This window comes from Nocardia sp. NPDC050413, from assembly GCF_040655475.1.
Taxonomy (GTDB): Bacteria; Actinomycetota; Actinomycetes; order Mycobacteriales; family Mycobacteriaceae; genus Nocardia; species Nocardia coubleae.
This window is the reverse complement of sequence record NZ_JBFAJZ010000003.1, coordinates 92,365-111,589: the sequence shown is the minus strand read 5'-3', so window position 1 is coordinate 111,589 and position 19,225 is coordinate 92,365. Positions and strand designations below refer to the sequence as shown.

19 protein-coding genes are annotated in these 19,225 nt (G+C 67.6%); 10 read left to right on the top strand and 9 right to left on the bottom strand.

Annotated features, from left to right (window positions below; genetic code table 11):
* Positions 1-7 precede the first annotated feature (7 nt).
* From AB0I19_RS10285 to AB0I19_RS10270, 4 genes are all read right to left on the bottom strand, one after another.
* On the bottom strand, positions 8-1,378 hold the full coding sequence (locus AB0I19_RS10285) for a DoxX family protein (protein ID WP_357146939.1): 1,371 nt from the start codon (positions 1,376-1,378) through the stop codon (positions 8-10).
* Positions 1,379-1,480: 102 nt separating this feature from the next.
* On the bottom strand, positions 1,481-2,449 hold the full coding sequence (locus tag AB0I19_RS10280; protein ID WP_357146936.1) for a patatin family protein: 969 nt from the start codon (positions 2,447-2,449) through the stop codon (positions 1,481-1,483).
* A gap of 143 nt (positions 2,450-2,592) precedes the next feature.
* Positions 2,593-4,392: an acetyl/propionyl/methylcrotonyl-CoA carboxylase subunit alpha gene (locus AB0I19_RS10275; protein WP_067490697.1), complete on the bottom strand. Its 1,800-nt coding sequence runs from the start codon at positions 4,390-4,392 to the stop codon at positions 2,593-2,595.
* Positions 4,393-4,577: 185 nt separating this feature from the next.
* The gene (locus tag AB0I19_RS10270) at positions 4,578-5,459 is read right to left on the bottom strand and encodes a sulfurtransferase (protein WP_357146933.1); all 882 of its coding nucleotides are present in this window, start codon (positions 5,457-5,459) and stop codon (positions 4,578-4,580) included.
* A 150-nt stretch (positions 5,460-5,609) separates the two neighbouring features.
* Between AB0I19_RS10270 and AB0I19_RS10265 the strand changes: the two genes are divergently transcribed.
* Positions 5,610-6,416 (top strand): helix-turn-helix domain-containing protein, encoded by an 807-nt coding sequence (locus tag AB0I19_RS10265; protein WP_067490694.1) that lies wholly within the window; start codon positions 5,610-5,612, stop codon positions 6,414-6,416.
* Here the strand turns inward: AB0I19_RS10265 and AB0I19_RS10260 are convergent.
* From AB0I19_RS10260 to AB0I19_RS10250, 3 genes are all read right to left on the bottom strand, one after another.
* Complete coding sequence (locus AB0I19_RS10260; protein WP_357146929.1) at positions 6,342-6,977, bottom strand: nucleoside triphosphate pyrophosphatase; 636 nt, start codon at positions 6,975-6,977, stop codon at positions 6,342-6,344. The genes AB0I19_RS10265 and AB0I19_RS10260 overlap by 75 nt on opposite strands.
* Positions 6,978-6,979: 2 nt before the next feature.
* Positions 6,980-7,309, bottom strand: coding sequence for an acyl-CoA carboxylase epsilon subunit (locus AB0I19_RS10255; RefSeq protein WP_357146926.1), 330 nt, complete (start codon positions 7,307-7,309; stop codon positions 6,980-6,982).
* A 129-nt stretch (positions 7,310-7,438) separates the two neighbouring features.
* Positions 7,439-9,079: an acyl-CoA carboxylase subunit beta gene (locus tag AB0I19_RS10250; protein WP_357146923.1), complete on the bottom strand. Its 1,641-nt coding sequence runs from the start codon at positions 9,077-9,079 to the stop codon at positions 7,439-7,441.
* 123 nt (positions 9,080-9,202) lie between these two features.
* Between AB0I19_RS10250 and AB0I19_RS10245 the strand changes: the two genes are divergently transcribed.
* Positions 9,203-10,000: a biotin--[acetyl-CoA-carboxylase] ligase gene (locus AB0I19_RS10245; RefSeq protein WP_357146921.1), complete on the top strand. Its 798-nt coding sequence runs from the start codon at positions 9,203-9,205 to the stop codon at positions 9,998-10,000.
* Between the two features lie 71 nt (positions 10,001-10,071).
* On the opposite strand, the gene AB0I19_RS10240 is transcribed toward AB0I19_RS10245, so the two are convergent.
* Positions 10,072-11,040, bottom strand: a complete 969-nt coding sequence (locus tag AB0I19_RS10240; protein ID WP_357146919.1) for an acyl-ACP desaturase — start codon at positions 11,038-11,040, stop codon at positions 10,072-10,074.
* 127 nt (positions 11,041-11,167) lie between these two features.
* Here AB0I19_RS10240 and AB0I19_RS10235 point away from each other — a divergent pair, with 127 nt between their 5' ends.
* From AB0I19_RS10235 to AB0I19_RS10225, 3 genes are read left to right on the top strand one after another with little or no spacing between them, the layout of a single operon-like run.
* Positions 11,168-11,701: a PH domain-containing protein gene (locus AB0I19_RS10235; protein WP_067490654.1), complete on the top strand. Its 534-nt coding sequence runs from the start codon at positions 11,168-11,170 to the stop codon at positions 11,699-11,701.
* A 31-nt stretch (positions 11,702-11,732) separates the two neighbouring features.
* Complete coding sequence (locus AB0I19_RS10230; protein WP_067490653.1) at positions 11,733-12,422, top strand: response regulator transcription factor; 690 nt, start codon at positions 11,733-11,735, stop codon at positions 12,420-12,422.
* Positions 12,423-12,428: 6 nt separating this feature from the next.
* Positions 12,429-13,736 (top strand): HAMP domain-containing sensor histidine kinase, encoded by a 1,308-nt coding sequence (locus AB0I19_RS10225; RefSeq protein WP_357146916.1) that lies wholly within the window; start codon positions 12,429-12,431, stop codon positions 13,734-13,736.
* 2 nt (positions 13,737-13,738) lie between these two features.
* Here the strand turns inward: AB0I19_RS10225 and AB0I19_RS10220 are convergent, their stop codons facing one another.
* A complete protein-coding gene (locus AB0I19_RS10220; protein ID WP_357146913.1) occupies positions 13,739-14,281 on the bottom strand; it encodes a GtrA family protein in 543 nt (180 codons plus the stop codon).
* 39 nt (positions 14,282-14,320) lie between these two features.
* Here AB0I19_RS10220 and AB0I19_RS10215 point away from each other — a divergent pair, with 39 nt between their 5' ends.
* The 5 genes from AB0I19_RS10215 to AB0I19_RS10195 all read left to right on the top strand — a co-directional run bounded on the left by AB0I19_RS10215 (position 14,321) and on the right by AB0I19_RS10195 (position 19,131).
* Positions 14,321-15,544 carry a 5-(carboxyamino)imidazole ribonucleotide synthase gene (locus AB0I19_RS10215; RefSeq protein WP_225282071.1) on the top strand — a complete coding sequence of 408 codons (1,224 nt, stop codon included), beginning with the start codon at positions 14,321-14,323 and terminating at the stop codon, positions 15,542-15,544.
* A gap of 45 nt (positions 15,545-15,589) precedes the next feature.
* The gene (gene purE, locus AB0I19_RS10210) at positions 15,590-16,096 is read left to right on the top strand and encodes a 5-(carboxyamino)imidazole ribonucleotide mutase (RefSeq protein ID WP_067641439.1); all 507 of its coding nucleotides are present in this window, start codon (positions 15,590-15,592) and stop codon (positions 16,094-16,096) included.
* Between the two features lie 107 nt (positions 16,097-16,203).
* The gene (locus AB0I19_RS10205) at positions 16,204-17,073 is read left to right on the top strand and encodes a hypothetical protein (protein ID WP_357146910.1); all 870 of its coding nucleotides are present in this window, start codon (positions 16,204-16,206) and stop codon (positions 17,071-17,073) included.
* Positions 17,074-17,143: 70 nt separating this feature from the next.
* Positions 17,144-17,803, top strand: coding sequence for a TetR family transcriptional regulator (locus AB0I19_RS10200; protein WP_357146907.1), 660 nt, complete (start codon positions 17,144-17,146; stop codon positions 17,801-17,803).
* 170 nt (positions 17,804-17,973) lie between these two features.
* Entirely contained in the window at positions 17,974-19,131 is a 1,158-nt protein-coding gene (locus AB0I19_RS10195) for an acyl-CoA dehydrogenase (protein WP_067641442.1), read from the top strand.
* The last annotated feature ends 94 nt before the right edge of the window (positions 19,132-19,225 follow it).

The window sequence follows — 19,225 nt, the reverse complement described above, 5'->3', positions numbered from 1 at the left end:
CGGGGCGTCACCGGTAGTACGGCGTGGCCTGAACCCAGTGGAAACCGCGCGAGACGACGGGGAACTGGTCGAGGTCGACCTGGTCGAGCCGCATCCGCACCTGGCGGCCGCCGAGCTTGCCCTCGAGGATCAGCTGATTCTCCTGTGGGCGAAGGTAAGTGAAGGACGCGATGGTCCACTGGTGGTTGGTGTCCTTGGACAAGGTGACGGTCTGCTTGCCGGTGTCGACGCGGGCGGGGAAGGACACCAGCGAATCGTCGAGGCGCTGGGCCGTCATGCCCTGCGGGATGTCGAAGATGATGCGGCGGAACCGTTCGGTCGCGTTCGGCAGGCCGGTTGCCGGTGCGTCGAAGTCGACCAGCGCGGGCACCTGCTCGCCGTCGACCGAATACTCGGTGACATTCCAGATTCCGTAGAGCGGCGACTTCGGCCGGGCATTGCCGTAGGTGTGCCAGCCGTCGTAGGCCTCGACCGCCGTGGCCACGAGGAACCACAGGCCGAGCACTGCCTGAGCGCCGAGCATCAAGCGGTTGCCGCGCGGTGAGGTGAGCAGGGTGGTCGGCGGGCTCGGTTCGACAGCACGGCCGAGCAGCGCCCGGACCAGACGTGCGAGATCAGGTGCCGCGAGAAGCAGTGCGTACAGCAGCAATTGGAGGGCGAACAGCTTCACCGGCACATCGAAGGTGAGGTTCATCAAGACCACCTGCAACGCGACGATCACCGCGAGCACCGACCCGAGCCCGGCGGTGAGCGGCAGGATCAGCAGCACCGCCGCCGTCACCTCGGCCGCCCCGAGCGCCATCTCGTACGGTTCCGACAGCGACGACTGCGCCCACAGCACGGCCATCGGGCTCATGTGCCCGAACGGTTCGACCAGCCGCTCCAGATTGAACGACATCTGCGTCGGCATCAGCTTGATCATCCCGTACAGCATCAGCGCGCTCACCAGCGTGAACCGCACCAGCAACCGGAACCAGCCGTACAGACGGGCATAATCGGGGCGATGCCGGTCGAGTACCGACCACAGCGCGGTCACCGGAACCGCTACCAGGATCAGGGTGAAGACGCTGATCCACTTGGCGGCTGTGTCACCACTACCGGTGACCGTGTAGTCGACCCGGACATCGAACAGCCGGGCGCCCACCCAGTCCGTGAGCGGATGCAGCGCAGTCCATTTGCCGATCTCGGCCACCACCTGCTGCGGTAGGCCGAGAGTGCGTAACAGCGCGTGCAGCAGCCACGCACCGGCCATCCCGATTCCGACGGTGACGAACGTGAACCGGAACAGTACCCGGACGGCCGGATGCCATCCCCGCTCCTCCGGCTCCTCATGACCGGCGGACTCCACCGACGGTCGAGCCAGCACCTGCGTACCCATCCCGGTCTCCTCTGCATCATGCCCTCGCCGGTGAGACGCTAAGGGAGCGAGCAGAACTGGGAAATCCGGCAAAACCGGTGCCCCGGAGTTCCGGGGGTCGCCTCAGGCCGGGCTCGGCCGATCGCCGAGCAGTGCGTGGACGGCGGCGCGGCCGAGGTCGAGGGCCTGGGTGAGCAGGGTGGTGTCGCGGGCGGCGCTGTCGACCGGCGGGGCGTCGGCAGGGGGATGCACCTGCAGTACGCGGTCACCGAGGCCCGCGAGATAGCTGTCCTCCACCGCCTGCTGACCGGGTCGCGCCGACCACGCGCGGAAAGCGCCGGGCGCGACCGCACGCAGATATCCGCCGCCGACCACCCGGTGCACCAGGGGAGCGGGCGGACGTAGTTCCCCGGTTCGCCGCGTGCGCAGGACGAGGGCGTGGGTTGCGCCCGCGCTCACGGCACTTCGGATCGGCACGGTCTCGGAGAGACCACCGTCGAAATAGCTGCGGCCGGCCAGCTCCACCGGCGGGCCCGCGAGCAACGGCAATCCCGCCGACGCGCGCAGAGCCGTGAGCAGCGTCGGCTTGTCGACGATGAACGGCGCGAGATCGACCGGCTGCCCGGTGCGGGTATCGGTGGCGATCGGATGGAAGCTGGTCGGATTGGCGAGAATCGCCGGGAAGTCCATCGGCTCGATCCCGTCGTACACCCGGTGCACCAGGTAGTGCAGATCGAAAACCGGTCGCCCGCGCACGATCCGCACCGGGTCGACCACTCGCCGCATGATGGTGCGATCCGTCCACGACCGCATCCCCGACGCTGCCCGCCCGCACAGCAGCCACGCCCCGTTGATCGCCCCGGCCGACGTGCCGTACACGGCATCGAACACCGCCGACAGCCCGAGCTCCTCGAGCGCCTGCACCATGCCGCTCGAATACACCCCTCGGCTGCCGCCACCCTCGATCACCAGGGCGAGACGGTGGCCGTCGTCGCGATGCCCGGCGGCCTGCCTGCCGCGAATCACCTCCGCGACCGGCACCGGATCCGGTGTGGCTGCGGAATCCGGTTCGATGTGCGCACTGCTGGTCACCCGACCCACATTACGACAGGCCACGGACGCGGCGCCCGGCCGCGACCGCGATCTTCGCCGCCCGTTCACTCAGGGCAATCGTCCCTGAACGCGAACGGACGCCGGTCTACAAGAGACCGGCGTCCGTTCGCGAAATGATCCTTTTACTTGATCTCGGCCAGGACGGTGCCCTGGGTGATGGCGGCACCCGCCTCGACGGCCAGCCCGGTGACCACACCGGCCTTGTGCGCGTTGACCGGGTTCTCCATCTTCATGGCCTCGAGCACCACGATCAGGTCGCCTGCCTCGACGGTCTGACCCTCTTCGACGGCGACCTTCACCACGGTGCCCTGCATGGGCGCGGTGACCGCGTCACCGGACGCGGCACCGGCACCGCCGCCACCACGCTTGCGCGGCTTGGGCTTCTTGCGGACCACACCGTTACCGGCCGCACCGGCGGCACCGCCACCGAGGGAGAACTGACCGGGCAGCGACACCTCGACGCGACGGCCACCGACCTCGACGACAACCTTCTGCCGGGGCAGTTCCTCGTCGTCGTCGGCCGGGGCACCGCCGCCGGTGTACGGCTCGACGGTGTTGTTCCACTCGTTCTCGATCCACTTGGTGTAGACGTCGAACTTCTCGCCGTCACCGATGAACGCCGGGTCCTCGACGATCGCGCGGTGGAACGGGATGACCGTGGCCAGGCCCTCGACCTCGTACTCGGCCAGCGCGCGACGGGCGCGCTGCAGCGCCTGCTCGCGGTTCTCACCGGTGACGATCAGCTTGGCCAGCATCGAGTCGAACTGGCCGCCGATGACGCTGCCTGCCACCACACCGGAATCCACGCGCACGCCGGGGCCCGAGGGCTCGCGGTACACGTTGACCGGTCCGGGGGCGGGCAGGAAGCCGCGACCGGCGTCCTCACCGTTGATGCGGAACTCGAACGAGTGACCACGCGGGGCGGGATCCTCGGTGATGCTGAGCTCGTGGCCCTCGGCGATGCGGAACTGCTGGCGCACCAGGTCGATACCCGCGGTCTCCTCGGTGACCGGGTGCTCCACCTGCAGGCGGGTGTTCACCTCGAGGAACGACACGGTCTCGCCCTGCACCAGGTACTCCACGGTGCCCGCGCCGTAGTACCCGGCCTCGCGGCAGATGCGCTTGGCGGAGTCGTGGATCTTGGCGCGGACCTCGTCGGACAGGAACGGCGCGGGCGCCTCCTCGACGAGCTTCTGGAAGCGGCGCTGCAGCGAGCAGTCACGGGTACCGGCGACGACGACGTTGCCGTGCTGGTCGGCGATGACCTGGGCCTCGACGTGGCGGGCCTTGTCCAGGTACTGCTCGACGAAGCACTCACCACGGCCGAAGGCGGCGACGGCCTCACGGGTGGCCGACTCGAACAGCTCGGGGATCTCCTCGATGGTGTGGGCGACCTTCATGCCGCGGCCACCGCCACCGAAGGCCGCCTTGATCGCGACCGGGACGCCGTATTCCTTGGCGAACGCGACGACCTCGTCGGCGTTCTTGACCGGGTCCTTGGTGCCCGCGGCCATCGGGGCCTGCGCGCGCTCGGCGATGTGGCGGGCGGTGACCTTGTCACCCAGGTCGCGGATCGACTGCGGCGAGGGACCGATCCAGATCAGCCCGGCGTCGATGACGGCCTGGGCGAAGTCGGCGTTCTCGGAGAGGAAGCCGTAACCGGGGTGGATCGCGTCGGCGCCGGACTTGGCGGCGGCGTCGAGGATCTTGTCGAACACGAGGTACGACTCGGCCGAGGTCTGGCCACCGAGGGCGAACGCCTCGTCGGCGAGCTTCACGAAGGGAGCGTCGGCATCGGGCTCGGCGTACACCGCGACGCTGGTGATCCCCGCGTCCTTGGCAGCCCGGATCACGCGGACCGCGATCTCGCCGCGGTTAGCTACGAGTACCTTCGTGATCCGTGCGCTGGCATGGCTGGGCACTGAGCCTCCTGTGTGCAATCTTTGGTCGCTTCGGACGGGTCACCGTGTGGGCCCCGCGCCCGGTATCGACAACTTTCGTCTCGGGCGAGTGTAGGCAGTGTGCCAATTCGCCCCGAACTCGGCTAGCCCTACTGTTCAGTAGGTCGTAGGTCACACTACGCGGCGCGCCGACCTGTGAACCCGTTTCAATTCCGCTGATCGACGGTGCCCGGTTCGTCGCCCGCGGCGATCGGCAGGCGAACCGAGTTGCCCCATTCGATCCACGAACCGTCGTAATTGCGCACCGACCTGCGGCCGAGCAGGAAGGTCAGGACGAACCAGGTGTGGCTGGAGCGTTCGCCGACCCGGCTGTAGACCACGAGATCCTCGGCGGGCAGGGCACCGTAGACCTCGTCGAGTTCCGCGCGCGATCGGAATCTTCCATCGGGTGAGCAGGCAAGTGTCCACGGGATGTTAACGGCGGTTGGCACATGACCCGCCCGTTGCGTTTCGGGTTCCTTGTCGCCGCCGGGCTCGCCCGCGTACTCCTGCGGCGAGCGCACGTCCACGAGCGGGCGGCCCAGACGGGCGAGGACCTCCTCGCGGAACGCGCGGGCGGTCGTATCGTCACGCTCGACCGCGGGGTAGTCGCTGCGCTCGGGGACGGGCGTCTCGAAGGTGGTGTCGCGTTCCTCGGAGATCCAGGCGTCGCGGCCGCCGTCGAGCAGGCGCACGTCCTCGTGGCCGAACAGGGTGAAGATCCAGGCGGTGTGCGCGGCTTGGGCATTGCCGCGATCGCCATAAATCACCACGGTGTCCTCGCGCCGGATACCCTTGGCGCGCATCAGTTCGGTGAATCGGTGGCCATCGATGTAATCGCGGGTCACCGGGTCGCTCAGATCACCACGCCAATCGATCTTGACCGCGCCGGGCACATGTCCGATGTCGTAGAGAAGAATGTCGTCGTTGGATTCGATGACCTTCACACCGGGCACCCCGATGTTTGCGGACAGCCATTCGGTGGTTACCAATCGATGCGGGACTGCGTAGGAACCGTAGGCGGGGTGCGGATCCGGGGCGACGGGCACAGTGTGGTCCTTCACGCGAGAGTTGGGCGGGTGCGGCAGTGTCGAGGCCGTAGCCGATGGTATGTCTGTGGTGGCACATCACGAATCGACGCAATGGGCGAATAAAGCGCAGAGCTGTCCGATAAAGTCTCTGGAGAGGAGGGGTGAGCTATGTCCGATTCATGGCCGCGACGGCGACTGCTCGCGATCCTACGTGGCGCCACCGAGCCCCTCGATGCCCAGGAACTGGCCCGCATCACCGGACAGCACGTCACCACCGTCCGTTTCCACCTCGACGTTCTCACCCGCGAATCGCTCGTGCGCCAGTTCCAGCAACCCCCGCGCGGACGTGGCCGACCTCGCATCGGTTATCGCGCGGTGCAGCGGTCGGTCGGCTATCAGGAACTGGCCCAGGTGCTCGCCGACCACCTCGGACCCGACCCGCTGAGTCGCTCCGCCGCCGCCATCGAGGCGGGCCGTGCCTGGGGCCGTCGCATGGATATCGGCTCCCACCAGGTGGAAACTCTCGCCGACGCTCGTGACATCACCATGTCGCTGATGTCGGAACTCGGCTTCGCGCCGGAAAAGGACCCGGTCGGCGAGACCGACGAGCACGTCGGGATCAATCTCACCGCCTGCCCGCTGCGCGAACTGGCCCGCTCACACGCCGAAGTGGTGTGCGGAGTGCATGTGGGTCTGATGCGCGAAGTGCTGGAACGCAACGGTGCGCGCGGCCGGGTGGAGGTGCGGCTGCACCCGTTCACCGAACCGGAACTGTGCCACGCCAGGCTCGAACTCACCCTCGGTGCGGAAGCCGTCGAGCACGCGGCCGAGGAGCACGGCGAGCGGCCCGCCCGGCCGGCGATCGGCGAGGACCAGGCCGCTCAGCGCATGATCACGCCGTCAGGACCGCGCGTCCCGCCACAGTTGCGTGACACCGACGCCGACGTCTTCGAGCAGCCTGCGCAGCAGTGGTAGCCCGATCCCGATGACACTCGACGGATCACCCTCGATCCGGTCGACGAACCAGCCGCCGAGACCGTCGAGCGTGAACGCGCCCGCCACCTGAAGCGGTTCGCCGGTGGCGATGTAGGCCTCGAGTTCGTCCGGGCCGGGTTTGGCGAAATGCACGGTGGTGGAACTGCATTCGGCCGATTCGGCGACGATCTCGCCGTCGCGCAGGCGGAGCACACAGTGGCCGGTGAGCAGATCGGCGCTGCGCCCGGCCATGCTCGCCCAGCGCTCGCGCGCCACCTCGGGGGTGTGCGGTTTGCCTTGCAGCCGCCCGTCGACGAGCAGCATGGAATCGCAGCCGACGACGACACAGTCGGCGGCGAGTTCGGGAATGGAGCCCGCCACGTCGAGCGCCTTGGCACGGGCCAGGGCGACAACGACATCCTCGGCGGAGGTATCAGCGGGAAGCGCGGCCGAGACCGCGTCCTCGTCGACGCCGGAGACGCGGACGACGGGATCGATACCCGCCGTCCGGAGCACCCCGAGCCGGGCGGGGGACGCGGAGGCCAAGACCAGCCGGGTCACCCTCAGCGCAGGTGCGACAGCAGCGGGTACACGTACGGCGAGAACGGGGACGAACCCCGGTGCATCAGCGTCGCCTGACCCCAGCCGTCGACCGGCTGCGGAGCGGTCGGCGCCGGTGCGCTCGCGGCGGCGGCGCTGAACACCGCGACCAGCGCGGCGACGTCCTCGTCGGTCGGCGAGCCCTTGAGAATGCGCAACAGCGGCTCACCGGCGGGTTCCGCCGGGGCCTCGGTCGGCGTGCCGGTAGACAGTTCGACCTCGTCGACGAGTGGTTCGACGGCGAGCTCGAGCTCGGCGGCGGTCAGCACGTCTTCTTCTGCCACAGTGGTCACAGTGCCAGATCCTTCCTGCGCGTACTTCGGTTCACGGCGCGGTGTCCGCGATCATTCCCGGTACAACAGCACCGGGCAATAGTTGATTTCCCCAACAAGTGTGCGCGGCACACGAGGAATATCGCGTTTTCAGAGCGGAATGTTGCCGTGTTTCTTGGGGGGAAGGGTCACCATTTTGCGTTCGAGCAGTCGCAGCGCCGACACGATCTGGCCTCGCGTGTGCGACGGCGGGATGACCGCGTCGACGTAGCCACGCTCGGCGGCCACGTACGGGTTCACGAGGGTGTCCTCGTACTCGTTCTGCAGCTCGAGGCGCAAAGCGTCGACGTCGGCGCCGTTCTGGGCGGCCTCTGCCAGCTGTTTGCGGTAGACGAACCCGACGGCGCCCGAGGCGCCCATCACGGCGATCTGCGCGGTCGGCCACGCGAGGTTCACATCGGCACCCATGTGCTTGGAACCCATCACGTCGTAGGCGCCGCCGTAAGCCTTGCGGGTGATGATCGTGATCTTGCCCACAGTGGCCTCGCCGTAGGCATAGAGCAGCTTGGCGCCGCGGCGGATGATGCCGTTGTATTCCTGGCCGGTGCCTGGCAGGAAGCCGGGCACGTCGACCAGCGTGATGATCGGGATGTTGAACGCGTCGCAGGTGCGAACGAAGCGCGCGGCCTTCTCCGAGGCGTCGATGTCGAGGCAGCCGGCGAACTGGGTGGGCTGGTTGGCGACGATGCCGACGCTTCGCCCGTCGACCCGGCCGAAACCGACGATGATGTTCATCGCGCGCTCGGCCTGCACCTCGAGGAATTCGTCGTCGTCGAGCAGACGACGGATCACCTCGTGCATGTCGTAGGGCTGGTTCGGCGAATCCGGGATGATCGAGTCGAGCTCGAGATCTTCCTCGGTGAGCGAGTCCTCGATGGCGCCGAAGATCGGGTCGGTCGGCTCGGTGCGCGGTGCCTCGGCGCGGTTGTTGCTCGGCAGGTAGCTCAGCAGGTCCTTGACGTAGTCCAGCGCGTCCTGCTCGCCGGAGGCCACGTAGTGGGCGACGCCGGACTTCACCATGTGGGTGTGCGCGCCGCCGAGGTCTTCCATGCTGACCTCTTCGCCGGTGACGGTCTTGATCACGTCGGGACCGGTGACGAACATCTGCGAGGTCTGATCGACCATCACCACGAAGTCGGTGAGCGCGGGGGAGTACACGTGCCCCCCGGCGGCGGCACCCATGATCAGCGAGATCTGCGGGATCACGCCGGAGGCCTGCACGTTGCGGTGGAAGATCTCGCCGTAGAGGCCGAGGGAGACGACGCCCTCCTGGATGCGCGCGCCCGCGCCCTCGTTGATGCCGACCAGCGGACGACCGGTCTTGATCGCCAGGTCCATCACCTTGACGATCTTCTCGCCGTAGACCTCGCCGAGGGAGCCACCGAAGACAGTGACGTCCTGCGAGAACAGGCACACGTCGCGGCCGTCGATGGTGCCGTAACCGGTGACGACGCCGTCGCCGGTGGGGCGGTTGTTCTCCAGTCCGAAGTTCACGCTGCGGTGCTTGGCCAGGGCGTCGAGTTCGACGAAGGAGCCCTCGTCGACCAGTGCGAGGATGCGCTCGCGGGCGGTCATCTTGCCCTTGGCGTGCACCTTGTCGACGGCGGCCTCACCCATCGGGTGTTGCGCTTCTTCCAGCCGATTCCGCAGATCAGCCAGCTTCCCGGCGGTGGTGTGGATGTCGGGGGCGCCCGCCGATTCCGACGCGGGCTGCTGCTGGACACTCGTCATGGGTTGCGAGTGTAACGAGTGATACCGCCCCGCACTACGGCAGTGCGCCTACCGGCCAGTACAGAAACCGCAGCTAGGTGTGGTGATGCCCCATAGCACGCGGCGGCGGGTAGCGTGCCAGGAATGAACAGGGCACCGATCGACGCGCACCGTCTGCGCAGCTCTCTCGTCTCTCCGGCACCGGTGTTCTTCGACCGGATCGATGTCGTCGAATCGACCGGTTCGACCAATGCCGATCTGGTGGCCCGCGCGGCCGATCCCGCTGTCGACCGGCAGGCGCTGCTCGCCGAGGAGCAGGTCGCGGGTCGCGGTCGACACGCGCGCGAGTGGGTGAGTCCGCCGCGGGCCCAGATCTCGCTGTCGATCCTGGTCCGGTTGCCCGGTATCGACCCGGTGGCGCTCGGCTGGTTGCCGTTGCTCACCGGCATCGCGGTGGTCGACGCGCTGCGTGGCGTCGCGGGTCTTTCGCCGGAGTTGAAGTGGCCCAACGACGTTCTGCTCGACAACCGCAAGCTCGCGGGCATCCTCGCGGAGGTCGCCGCCACCGGCATCGCGCCCGCCGTGGTGGTCGGTGTCGGCCTCAATGTCGACCTGGACGAGTCGGAACTGCCTGTGCCGCATGCGACTTCGCTGGCGTTGGCCGGTGCGCAGACCACCGATCGCACCGCGCTCGCCGCCGCGATCCTCAGCGAATTCGCCCGCCGGTTCACCGATTGGGAGCGGGCGGGGTGGGCCACCGACGAACTCGCGGCGGCCTACCGCGAGCGTTGCGCGACCATCGGGGTGAACGTCCGGGCAGAGCTGCCGGGTGGGAAGGTGCTCACCGGTGTGGCCACCGGGGTAGACGCCACCGGGCGACTGCTGATCGGCGACGAAGCGGTGTCGGCGGGAGATGTGACCCACCTGCGCGGGCAGTACTGACCGCGACGCGTTCGCGGCCGCCGGTCAGGCGCTGTGGTCGTCACGACGCCTGACCGAACGGTCGCTGCCGATCAGCGCGCCGCTACGCCGGTTCCCTTGCGTTCGGCGACCTCACGCTCGCGCGCCAGCAGCCTGTCGCGCTGCTCCTCGAACTTCAGCACGTCCTTCTCCAGCTTGGCCAGGAACTGCGCCAGCTCGTCGCGGGCGGCCTCGCCGCGTGGCCCGAAGTCGTCGCGGCCGAAGATGTTCCACTGCTTGAGCACCGGCAGCACCACCTCGTCGAGGTGCTGGCGCAGGTCGTAGATGCCGTGCTTGGCCATCAGCACGCCGTTGCGCCGCCAGTTCGGCATGCCCGCGCCGGGCATCTGGAAATTGGTGAGCACCTTGGTGATCGCGGGCATCGCCTGATCGGGGACCAGGTCGAGGGCGGCCGCGCACAGGTTGCGGTAGAAGATCATGTGCAGGTTCTCGTCGGTGGCCACGCGCGCGAGCATGCGGTCGGCGACGGCGTCGTCACAGACGCGGCCGGTGTTGCGGTGGCTCACCCGGGTGGCCAGCTCCTGGAACGTCACGTACGCGACGTTGACGAGGAACCCGCCCCAGTTCGCCGGTGCGTGTGCGCCCTGGGTCATGTGGATCATCCTGGCGTTCTCCAGCGCGACCGGGTCGACCCCTCGGGTCACGACCAGATAGTCGCGGATGACGATGCCGTGCCGGTTCTCCTCGGCGGTCCAGCGACCGACCCAGGTGCCCCAGGCGCCGTCCTGGGAGAAGTTCTCGGCGATCTCCCGGTGATAGGAGGGCAGGTTGTCCTCGGTGAGCAGGTTGGTGATCATCGCCGCCTTGGCGACATCGGTGAGCTTGGATTGTTCCGGCTCCCAATCGATTCCGCCCATCGCGGCGAAATTGCGACCCTCGTCCCACGGCACGTAGTCGTGCGGGTGCCAGTCCTTGGCGATGGACAGGTGCCGGTTCAGATTCTGTTCGGCGACGGGTTCGAGAGCGGTGAGGATTTCGAGCTGAGTCAGAGCTTTGGTCACGCGAGCCTCCACTGTCGTTGTCGAGCAAGGAGAAATGGGCAAAACCTGGCTTCTAGCGCGGAAACCACAGTATCGCCTCCGCCGTGGCATCGAGAAATGCACCGTCATCGCGCGGTACTGTGCGCATATGGGTTACCCGGAGGATGTCCTCGCGCCCGACGAGCAGCTGATCCTGCACCGCCACCCGCACTGGAAGATGCTGGTCTGGCCGATCATCACGCTCATCGTCGCCACCGCCCTCGCCGGTTTCCTCGGCGGCCTGGCCTGGCGCAACACCACCGGGCACGTGCGAACCGTGCTGCTGGTGCTCATCGGCCTGATCTGGTTCGGGATCATCGCCTGGCGGGTGATCGCGCGGGTGATCGCCTGGAAATCAACGCATTTCATCGTCACCCAGCGTCGGGTGCTCGTGCGTGAGGGCGTGCTCACCCACACCGGTATCGATATCCCGCTCAGCCGCATTTCCAGCGTGCAGTTCAGTCACGGCGTCTTCGACCGGCTGCTCGGCACCGGCACCCTGATCATCGGGTCGTCGTCGGAGGAGCCGCTCGAATACGACGACATCCCCCAGGTGCAGCAGGTGCACTCGCTGCTCTACCACCAGGTTTTCGAGGCGGGCCGCTCGCCGACCGATCAGCACTGGGGTGGCGGCTACCGGTGAGCCGCGGGTCCAGACCACTTAACCTGGGCACATGACCGCAGTACTTCTGGCCGAGGACGACGAGGCGATCGCCGCACCCCTGTCGCGCGCACTGGGGCGTGAGGGCTACACCGTCACCGTCGAACGCTTCGGCCCCGCGGTGCTGCGGCGCGCTCTCGAAGGCAACCACGACCTGCTGATCCTCGACCTCGGCCTGCCCGGAATGGACGGGCTCGAGGTGTGCAGGCAGGTACGCGCGGGCGGCGCCGACATCGCGGTGCTGATGCTCACCGCGCGCACCGACGAGGTCGACTTCGTCGTCGGGCTCGACGCGGGCGCCGACGACTACGTCGGCAAACCGTTCCGCCTCGCCGAACTGCTCGCCCGCGTGCGAGCCCTGTTGCGGCGCAGCGGAATCGGTGACGACGCGGTGGAGGTCGGCGGCATCCGCCTCGAACCGGCGGCGCGCCGCGTGCTGGTGAACGGGGCCGAGGTGAACCTGGCCAACAAGGAGTACGAGCTGCTCAAGGTGCTCATCGACCGGGCCGGTCAGGTGGTCGGCCGCGAGACGATCCTGCGCGAGGTGTGGGGCGATGCCGACCTGCGCGGTTCCAAGACCCTCGACATGCACATGTCCTGGCTGCGCCGCAAGATCGGCGACGAGGGCCCGATGGCCGAGCGGCGCATCGTCACCGTGCGCGGGGTCGGCTTTCGCCTCAACACCGACACGCACCGGAGCTGACGGGTCGTGCGTCGTCGCATCCTGCGCTCGATTCTCACCGTCCTCACCATCACCACGGTGGTGCTCGGCGTACCGCTGATCTACACCGCCTGGCTCTGGGTGGAGGACATCACCCGCAACGATCTGCAGAGCAGGCTGGAACGCATCGCGGCCGAGGTGATCGCCCAGGAACAGGTCGACGGTTACGTCCACGACGGGCTGGACGTGCGCGCCATCCGGGCGCTGGTGCCCGAGGGCGGCAGGCTCACCGTCGTCTACCCCACGCCGACCGACAATGCCGCGCGTACCGACATCGGTGCCGAGAAGATCGACGATCCCCTGGTGGAGTCGCTGTCGATGGGGACTTCGGCGTCGTTGCGGCTCGAGGTGCCCGCCGGACCCATGCACGCCCGCCAGGAGCAGGCCGTCGCCGCGGTGGCGCTTGCCGTGCTCGCCTCACTCGGTGCGGCGTTCTCGGTGGCCGTGGTGACCGCGCGCCGCGTCGCCGATCCGCTGCGCGACGTGGCCGCCCGCGCGGCCCGGTTGGCGATGGGCGACTTCCGGCCCGACCCCCGCAGGCACGGCATCGCCGAACTCGACCGGGTCTCCGATGTGCTGGACTCGGCGACCGTCGAGATCGCCGGCCGTCTGCAACGTGAGCACGCCCTGGTCGCCGACGTTTCCCACCAGCTGCGCAGCCGCCTGACGGCCGTGCGGCTGCGCTTGGACGAGCTGTCGACCCACAACGATCCGGAGGTCGTGCACGAGGCCGAGGAGGCGATGGCGCAGGTCGACCGCCTCACCGACGCCATCGACGACCTGGTCCGCGCATCCCGCTCCGAGGACGCCGCCGACCGCGACCCGGTGCCGGTGATGGCCGAGCTGCGGGGTGTGGTCGCCGAATGGACGCACCCGTTCCACGAGGCGGGCCGCGAACTGAGCCTGATCGGCGACGAATCCCTGCGCGCGCCGATCACCGGTTCGCGGTTGCGTGAGGCGGTCGCGGTGCTGGTCGACAACGCGCTCATGCACGGCGGCGGCACCTGCACGGTGTCGGTGCGCACGGTCCCGACGATGAGCGCACGTGACCCGCTGATCTGCGTCGAGGTGGCCGACGAGGGCGAAGGCATTCGCGACGAAATGGCCCCGCACATCTTCGACCGTGGTTTCTCGGCCGGTGGATCGACCGGTGTGGGGTTGGCGCTGGCCCGTGCGCTGGTGGAGGCCGACGGTGGTCGCCTGGAGTTGCAGCGGCGGCGTCCGGCGTTGTTCGCGGTGTTCCTCGGTTCCACGGTCAACCGTTCGCCCAACGCGACCCTGACGGAACCGCGCTGACCTCAGCTCTTGCCGAGCGGTTCTTCCTCGACGAGGTCTTCCAGTTCGGCGACGATCTCGTCCATCTCGTCGGGGAACACCCACCGGCGCATCGCCCAGAACCGGAACGCCATCTGCAGCAGATTGCCGATGACGAACGCGCTCACGAAGTCGGCGATGTTCTCGGTCAGGAAACTCACATTCGGCTGGCGCAGATCGAACACATAGCTCGAGATCCACAGCGGGATATTGCTCAGCACCACGCCGATGCCGCTGACACCGAAGAACAGCAATGCCTCGTGATGTTTCTCGCGGCCACCGCGATTCTTGAACGACCATTCGCGGTTGAGCACATAGGACGCGATCACCGCGACCACGCCGGAAATGATCTTGGCGGTGACCGGCTTTTCCGACAGAACGGTCCATTTGAGCAGGTAGAACAAGCCGCTGTCGATCACGAACGTCGTCGCGCCGACGATGGCGAACTTGATCAGCTCTTTATGCCGGAGCGCGAGCTCGCGCAGGCGCGGGGGAAGGACGCTGACCACGTCGTCGACGATTGACACGAGTTCCGAGTGTACCGGTAGCAAAGATTCGCATTCGACATGACAACATTGCACGACGTGACTGCACGTTCGTTCGATCCGTCTGCCATGCCCACCGTCACGATGGTCGGTGGGGGCCAGCTCGCGCGCATGACGCACCAGGCCGCGATCGCCCTCGGCCAGCGTCTGCGGGTGCTCGCCGAGAACCCCGGCGACCCCGCCGCCCAGGTGAGTCCCGATGTCGTGCTCGGTAGCCACGACGACCTGTCCGCGCTGCGCACGGCCGCCAAGGGCTCACACGCGCTCACCTTCGACCACGAGCACGTGCCGACCGAGCACCTCGACGTGCTCGTCGCCGAGGGCGTGAATGTGGCGCCGCCGCCGCAGGCGCTGATCTTCGCCCAGGACAAGCTGGCGATGCGGACCAAGCTGTCCTCGCTGGGTCTGCCGGTGCCCGCGTTCGTCGAGGTCACCTCGCCCGCCGACGCCGTCGCATTCGGTGACGAGCACGGCTGGCCCTTCGTGCTCAAGGCCGTGCGCGGCGGGTACGACGGGCGCGGGGTGTGGATGCCCGCCGATGCCGAGGAGGCGACGGCGCTGGTCACCGACCAGCTCGCGCACGGTGTGCAGCTGCTCGCCGAGGCGAAGGTCGATCTCAAGCGTGAGCTGTCGGCGATGGTCGCTCGTTCGCCGTTCGGGCAGGCGGCCACCTGGCCGGTCGTTGAGACCGTGCAGCGCAACGGTCAGTGCGCGGTCGTCATCGCGCCCGCCCCCGACCTGCCAGAGGACACCGGCGCCCGTGCGGAGACGATGGCGCTGGAGCTGGCGGCCGGGCTCGGCGTGGTCGGTGTGATGGCGGTCGAACTGTTCGAAACGCACGACGGCGAACTGCTGGTCAACGAGCTCGCCATGCGCCCGCACAACTCCGGGCACTGGGGCATGGACGGCGCGCGGACCGGCCAGTTCGAGCAGCACCTGCGTGCGGTGCTCGACTACCCGCTAGGTGACACCACCCCCTTGGCGCCTGTCACGGTGATGGCGAACATTCTCGGCGCTGCCGAGGCACCCGAGATGTCGATGGACGAACGGCTGCACCACCTGTTCGCCCGGATGCCCGAGGCAAAGGTGCACCTCTACGGCAAGGGTGAACGGCCCGACCGCAAGATCGGGCACATCAACATTCTCGGCGACGACGTGGCCGAGGTTCGCGAGCAGGCCGAGCGCGCCGCGCATTGGATGTCGCACGCGGTCTGGACCGATGGTTGGGACCCGCACGGCGAGTGAATCGCTGACAACCCCGCGCACCGCACCTCCGCCGAAAGGAATCAGATGAGCACCACCGGACCCCAGGTCGGCCTGATCATGGGCAGCGACTCCGACTGGCCGACCATGGAAGCCGCCGCCGAGGCCCTCGCCGAGTTCGGTATCCGCTTCGAGGTAGGCGTCGTCTCCGCCCACCGCACCCCCCAGCGCATGCTCGACTACGCCCGCGAAGCAGCAGGCCGCGGCCTGAAAGTCATCATCGCGGGCGCGGGCGGCGCTGCCCACCTCCCCGGCATGGTCGCCTCCGCCACCCCCCTCCCCGTCATCGGCGTCCCCGTCCCCCTGAAATACCTCGACGGCATGGACTCCCTCCTCTCCATCGTCCAAATGCCCGCAGGCGTCCCCGTAGCCACCGTCTCCATCGGCGGCGCCCGCAACGCAGGCCTCCTCGCCGTCCGCATCCTCGCCTCCTCCGACGAATCCCTGCGCACCCGCATGGAACAGTTCCAAGCCGGCCTCGAAAAAATGGTCCTCGCCAAAGACGAAGCCCTGCGCACCAAACTCCTGGGCTGAGAGACCACGCCGGTCGCCTCCCTCGGCGACCGGCCGCCCGAATTGCCGAATTCCGGTGAACCGCCGCGATTTTCGCACAACGATTCACCGTCGCATACCTTCACCGCATGGTGACCTCATCGCACGAAGCGATGCATCGGATCTTCCAGCACGATGCCGCGGCAATTGCCCACGCGTTCGTCGTCTTGGATCTGCCGTTCGCGAAACCGACTGCGGTGGAGCAGGTCTGCGTGGATCTGACCGAAACCGCTCCGGTCGAACGGCGTGCCGACACCGTCCTCGACATCACAACGGTCGACGACCGGTTTCTGATGGTGGTCGAGGCGCAGTCGGCGCCCGATGATTCCCGGCCGGATGCGTGGTCGTATTACGTCACGTTTCTGCGCAACAAATACCGGCTGCCGGTCATCCTCGTAGTCGTCTGCCACGATCATTCGACGGCACGATGGGCCGACGCTCCAATGGCGATCGGGCACACGTCGTGGACCACGATCACCCTGCACCCGCTTGTGCTCGGCCCGCACAACGTTCCCGCCATCACCGATCCCGCCGTGGTGGCCCAGGATCTGCCTCTGGCCGCGTTGTCGGCGGTGACTCATGCCCGAGAGAACGACATCGGTGCGATACTGGAAGCGATCGTCACAGCTCTGCGCAGGATGGACGGCAACGAGGCGACCGAGTTCTACGTCGAATTGATCGAGCAGGGTATCTCCCATACCGAAGCCGCTGAGACCTGGAGGAAGTACATGACAGCCGATCTCTCGTTCTTCCGTTCCGAGTCCGCGCAGAAGCTCAGGGAGCAGGGCCGCGCTGAGGGGCGCATCCAGGATCTGCTGATGATTCTGCAGCACAGAGGGGTCGCGGTCTCTGATGCGGCAGCGGATCGGATTCGAGCCTGCGATGACGAAGCACAGCTGACCACGTGGCTGCGGCGATCGCTGGACGTATCGTCGGTCGACCAACTGTTCGGTGAGTGAGACGCCCGCGAGCAAGTGGGCGTGGGCGTCGGGTGAGGCGCTCGGGCGATGGTGACTACGGTTGACGTCCGTGGCACAGGATGATGCGGCGCAGTTTCGGCTGACGGTGGTTGATCAGGCGTTGCGGTTGTTTGCCGAGCGGGGGTATGAGGCGACGACGGTCGACGAGATCGCGGTGGCGGCGGGGATTTCCCGGCGGACGTTCTTTCGGCAGTTCCGGTCGAAAGAGGATGTGATCTTCGCCGATCACGAGTTCCAGCTGGCTTCGGCACAGGAGTTTCTGGCCGAGGTGCGGGGGGATCCGTGGGATGCGGTGTGCGAGGCCGTGATCGGGGTGTTCGAGCGGTTCACGCAGTGGCGCGATATCGCGGCGCGGCGGTATCAGGTGGTGCGGCGGGTGCCCGCGTTGCGGGAGCGCGAGATCGTCACCGTGTTCCGGTACGAGCGGTTGTTCACCGAGTTCCTGCGCGAACGGCTGCCGGAGACGCCGGATCTGGCGCGTATCCAGTTCACGGCCGCGGTGACCGCCACCCACAACTACCTGTTGCGGCGGATGGTGCGTGGCGAGCCGGGGGCGGCGGTGAGCGATCTACGGACCGAACTCGCGCTGATTCCCCGTGGCAGGCGCGACGCGGCGGAAGGGGAGGAGCTGGTGGTCGCGGTGTTTCCACGCGACATGCCGCCGCGCGAGCTGGCCGACCGGCTCACCGCGCGCCTCGGTAACCTGTGAGCCACCGGGCTCGCGACACCACACATCAGTGACACTCGGTGCCACACCCATATCCCCATGTAGCGATAGAGTGCCCCGGGTATAATCTCTGTGGATTGGCACTGCGTGCCGAACGTAAGCCCGCTGTGCGAGGCGCAGCGAAAACCACCAGAACCAGGAGTGTGCCTTCGATGGCTGGAAACCCCGATTTCGACCTGTTCAAGCTCGAGGACTTCCACGACGAGCTGCGGCAGGCCATCCGCGGCCTGGCCGAGAAGGAGATCGCGCCCTACGCCAAGGACGTCGACGGCAACGCCCGGTTCCCCGAGGAGGCGCTCACCGCCCTCAACGCCGCCGGCTTCAACGCCGTGCACGTGCCGGAGGCCTACGGCGGCCAGGGTGCCGACTCGGTCGCCACCTGCATCGTGATCGAGGAAGTCGCCCGCGTCTGCGGTTCCTCCTCGCTGATCCCCGCCGTCAACAAGCTCGGCACCATGGGCCTGATCCTCAACGGCTCCGAGGAACTGAAGCAGAAGGTCCTCGGCGACCTGGTCGAGGGCAAGATGGCCTCGTACTGTCTGTCCGAGCGTGAGGCCGGCTCCGACGCCGCCTCCATGCGCACCCGCGCCAAGGCCGACGGTGACGACTGGATCATCAACGGCTCCAAGTGCTGGATCACCAACGGCGGCAAGTCCGAGTGGTACACCGTGATGGCCGTGACCGACGCCGACAAGGGCGCCAACGGCATCTCCGCGTTCATGGTGCACAAGGACGACGAGGGCTTCGTCGTCGGCCCGCTCGAGCACAAGCTCGGCATCAAGGGTTCGCCGACCGCCGAGCTGTACTTCGAGAACTGCCGCATCCCCGGCGACCGCATCATCGGCGAGCCCGGCACCGGCTTCAAGACCGCGCTGCAGACCCTCGACCACACCCGCCCGACCATCGGCGCGCAGGCCGTCGGCCTGGCCCAGGGCGCGCTCGACGCCACGATCGCCTACACCAAGGACCGCAAGCAGTTCGGCAAGTCCATCGCCGACTTCCAGAACACCCAGTTCATGATCGCCGACATGGCGATGAAGATCGAGGCCGCCCGCCTCATGGTCTACACCTCCGCGGCCCGCGCCGAGCGTGGCGAGAAGAACCTCGGCTTCATCTCCGCCGCCGCCAAGTGCTTCGCCTCGGACGTCGCCATGGAAGTCACCACCAACGCCGTCCAGCTGTTCGGTGGCGCAGGCTACACCACCGACTTCCCGGTGGAGCGCATGATGCGCGACGCCAAGATCACCCAGATCTACGAGGGCACCAACCAGATCCAGCGCCTCGTCATGAGCCGCCAGCTCCTGCGCTGATCCCGACATCGAACGCCCCCGGCAGGATTACTGCCGGGGGTTTCGTGTTGCAGGGACCCGAAGGAAGTACGCGTCTTTTGGTAGTCGGCACAGC

Excerpts from the sequence above, each read along its gene's own strand:
- AB0I19_RS10285 (WP_357146939.1), bottom strand. The coding sequence starts at position 1,378 with ATGGGTACGCAGGTGCTGGCTCGACCGTCGGTGGAGTCCGCCGGTCAT.
- AB0I19_RS10265 (WP_067490694.1), top strand. The coding sequence starts at position 5,610 with ATGTCCGATTCATGGCCGCGACGGCGACTGCTCGCGATCCTACGTGGC.
- AB0I19_RS10250 (WP_357146923.1), bottom strand. The coding sequence starts at position 9,079 with ATGACGAGTGTCCAGCAGCAGCCCGCGTCGGAATCGGCGGGCGCCCCC.
- AB0I19_RS10245 (WP_357146921.1), top strand. The coding sequence starts at position 9,203 with ATGAACAGGGCACCGATCGACGCGCACCGTCTGCGCAGCTCTCTCGTC.
- AB0I19_RS10235 (WP_067490654.1), top strand. The coding sequence starts at position 11,168 with ATGGGTTACCCGGAGGATGTCCTCGCGCCCGACGAGCAGCTGATCCTG.
- AB0I19_RS10230 (WP_067490653.1), top strand. The coding sequence starts at position 11,733 with ATGACCGCAGTACTTCTGGCCGAGGACGACGAGGCGATCGCCGCACCC.
- AB0I19_RS10215 (WP_225282071.1), top strand. The coding sequence starts at position 14,321 with ATGACAACATTGCACGACGTGACTGCACGTTCGTTCGATCCGTCTGCC.
- purE (WP_067641439.1), top strand. The coding sequence starts at position 15,590 with ATGAGCACCACCGGACCCCAGGTCGGCCTGATCATGGGCAGCGACTCC.
- AB0I19_RS10205 (WP_357146910.1), top strand. The coding sequence starts at position 16,204 with ATGGTGACCTCATCGCACGAAGCGATGCATCGGATCTTCCAGCACGAT.
- AB0I19_RS10195 (WP_067641442.1), top strand. The coding sequence starts at position 17,974 with ATGGCTGGAAACCCCGATTTCGACCTGTTCAAGCTCGAGGACTTCCAC.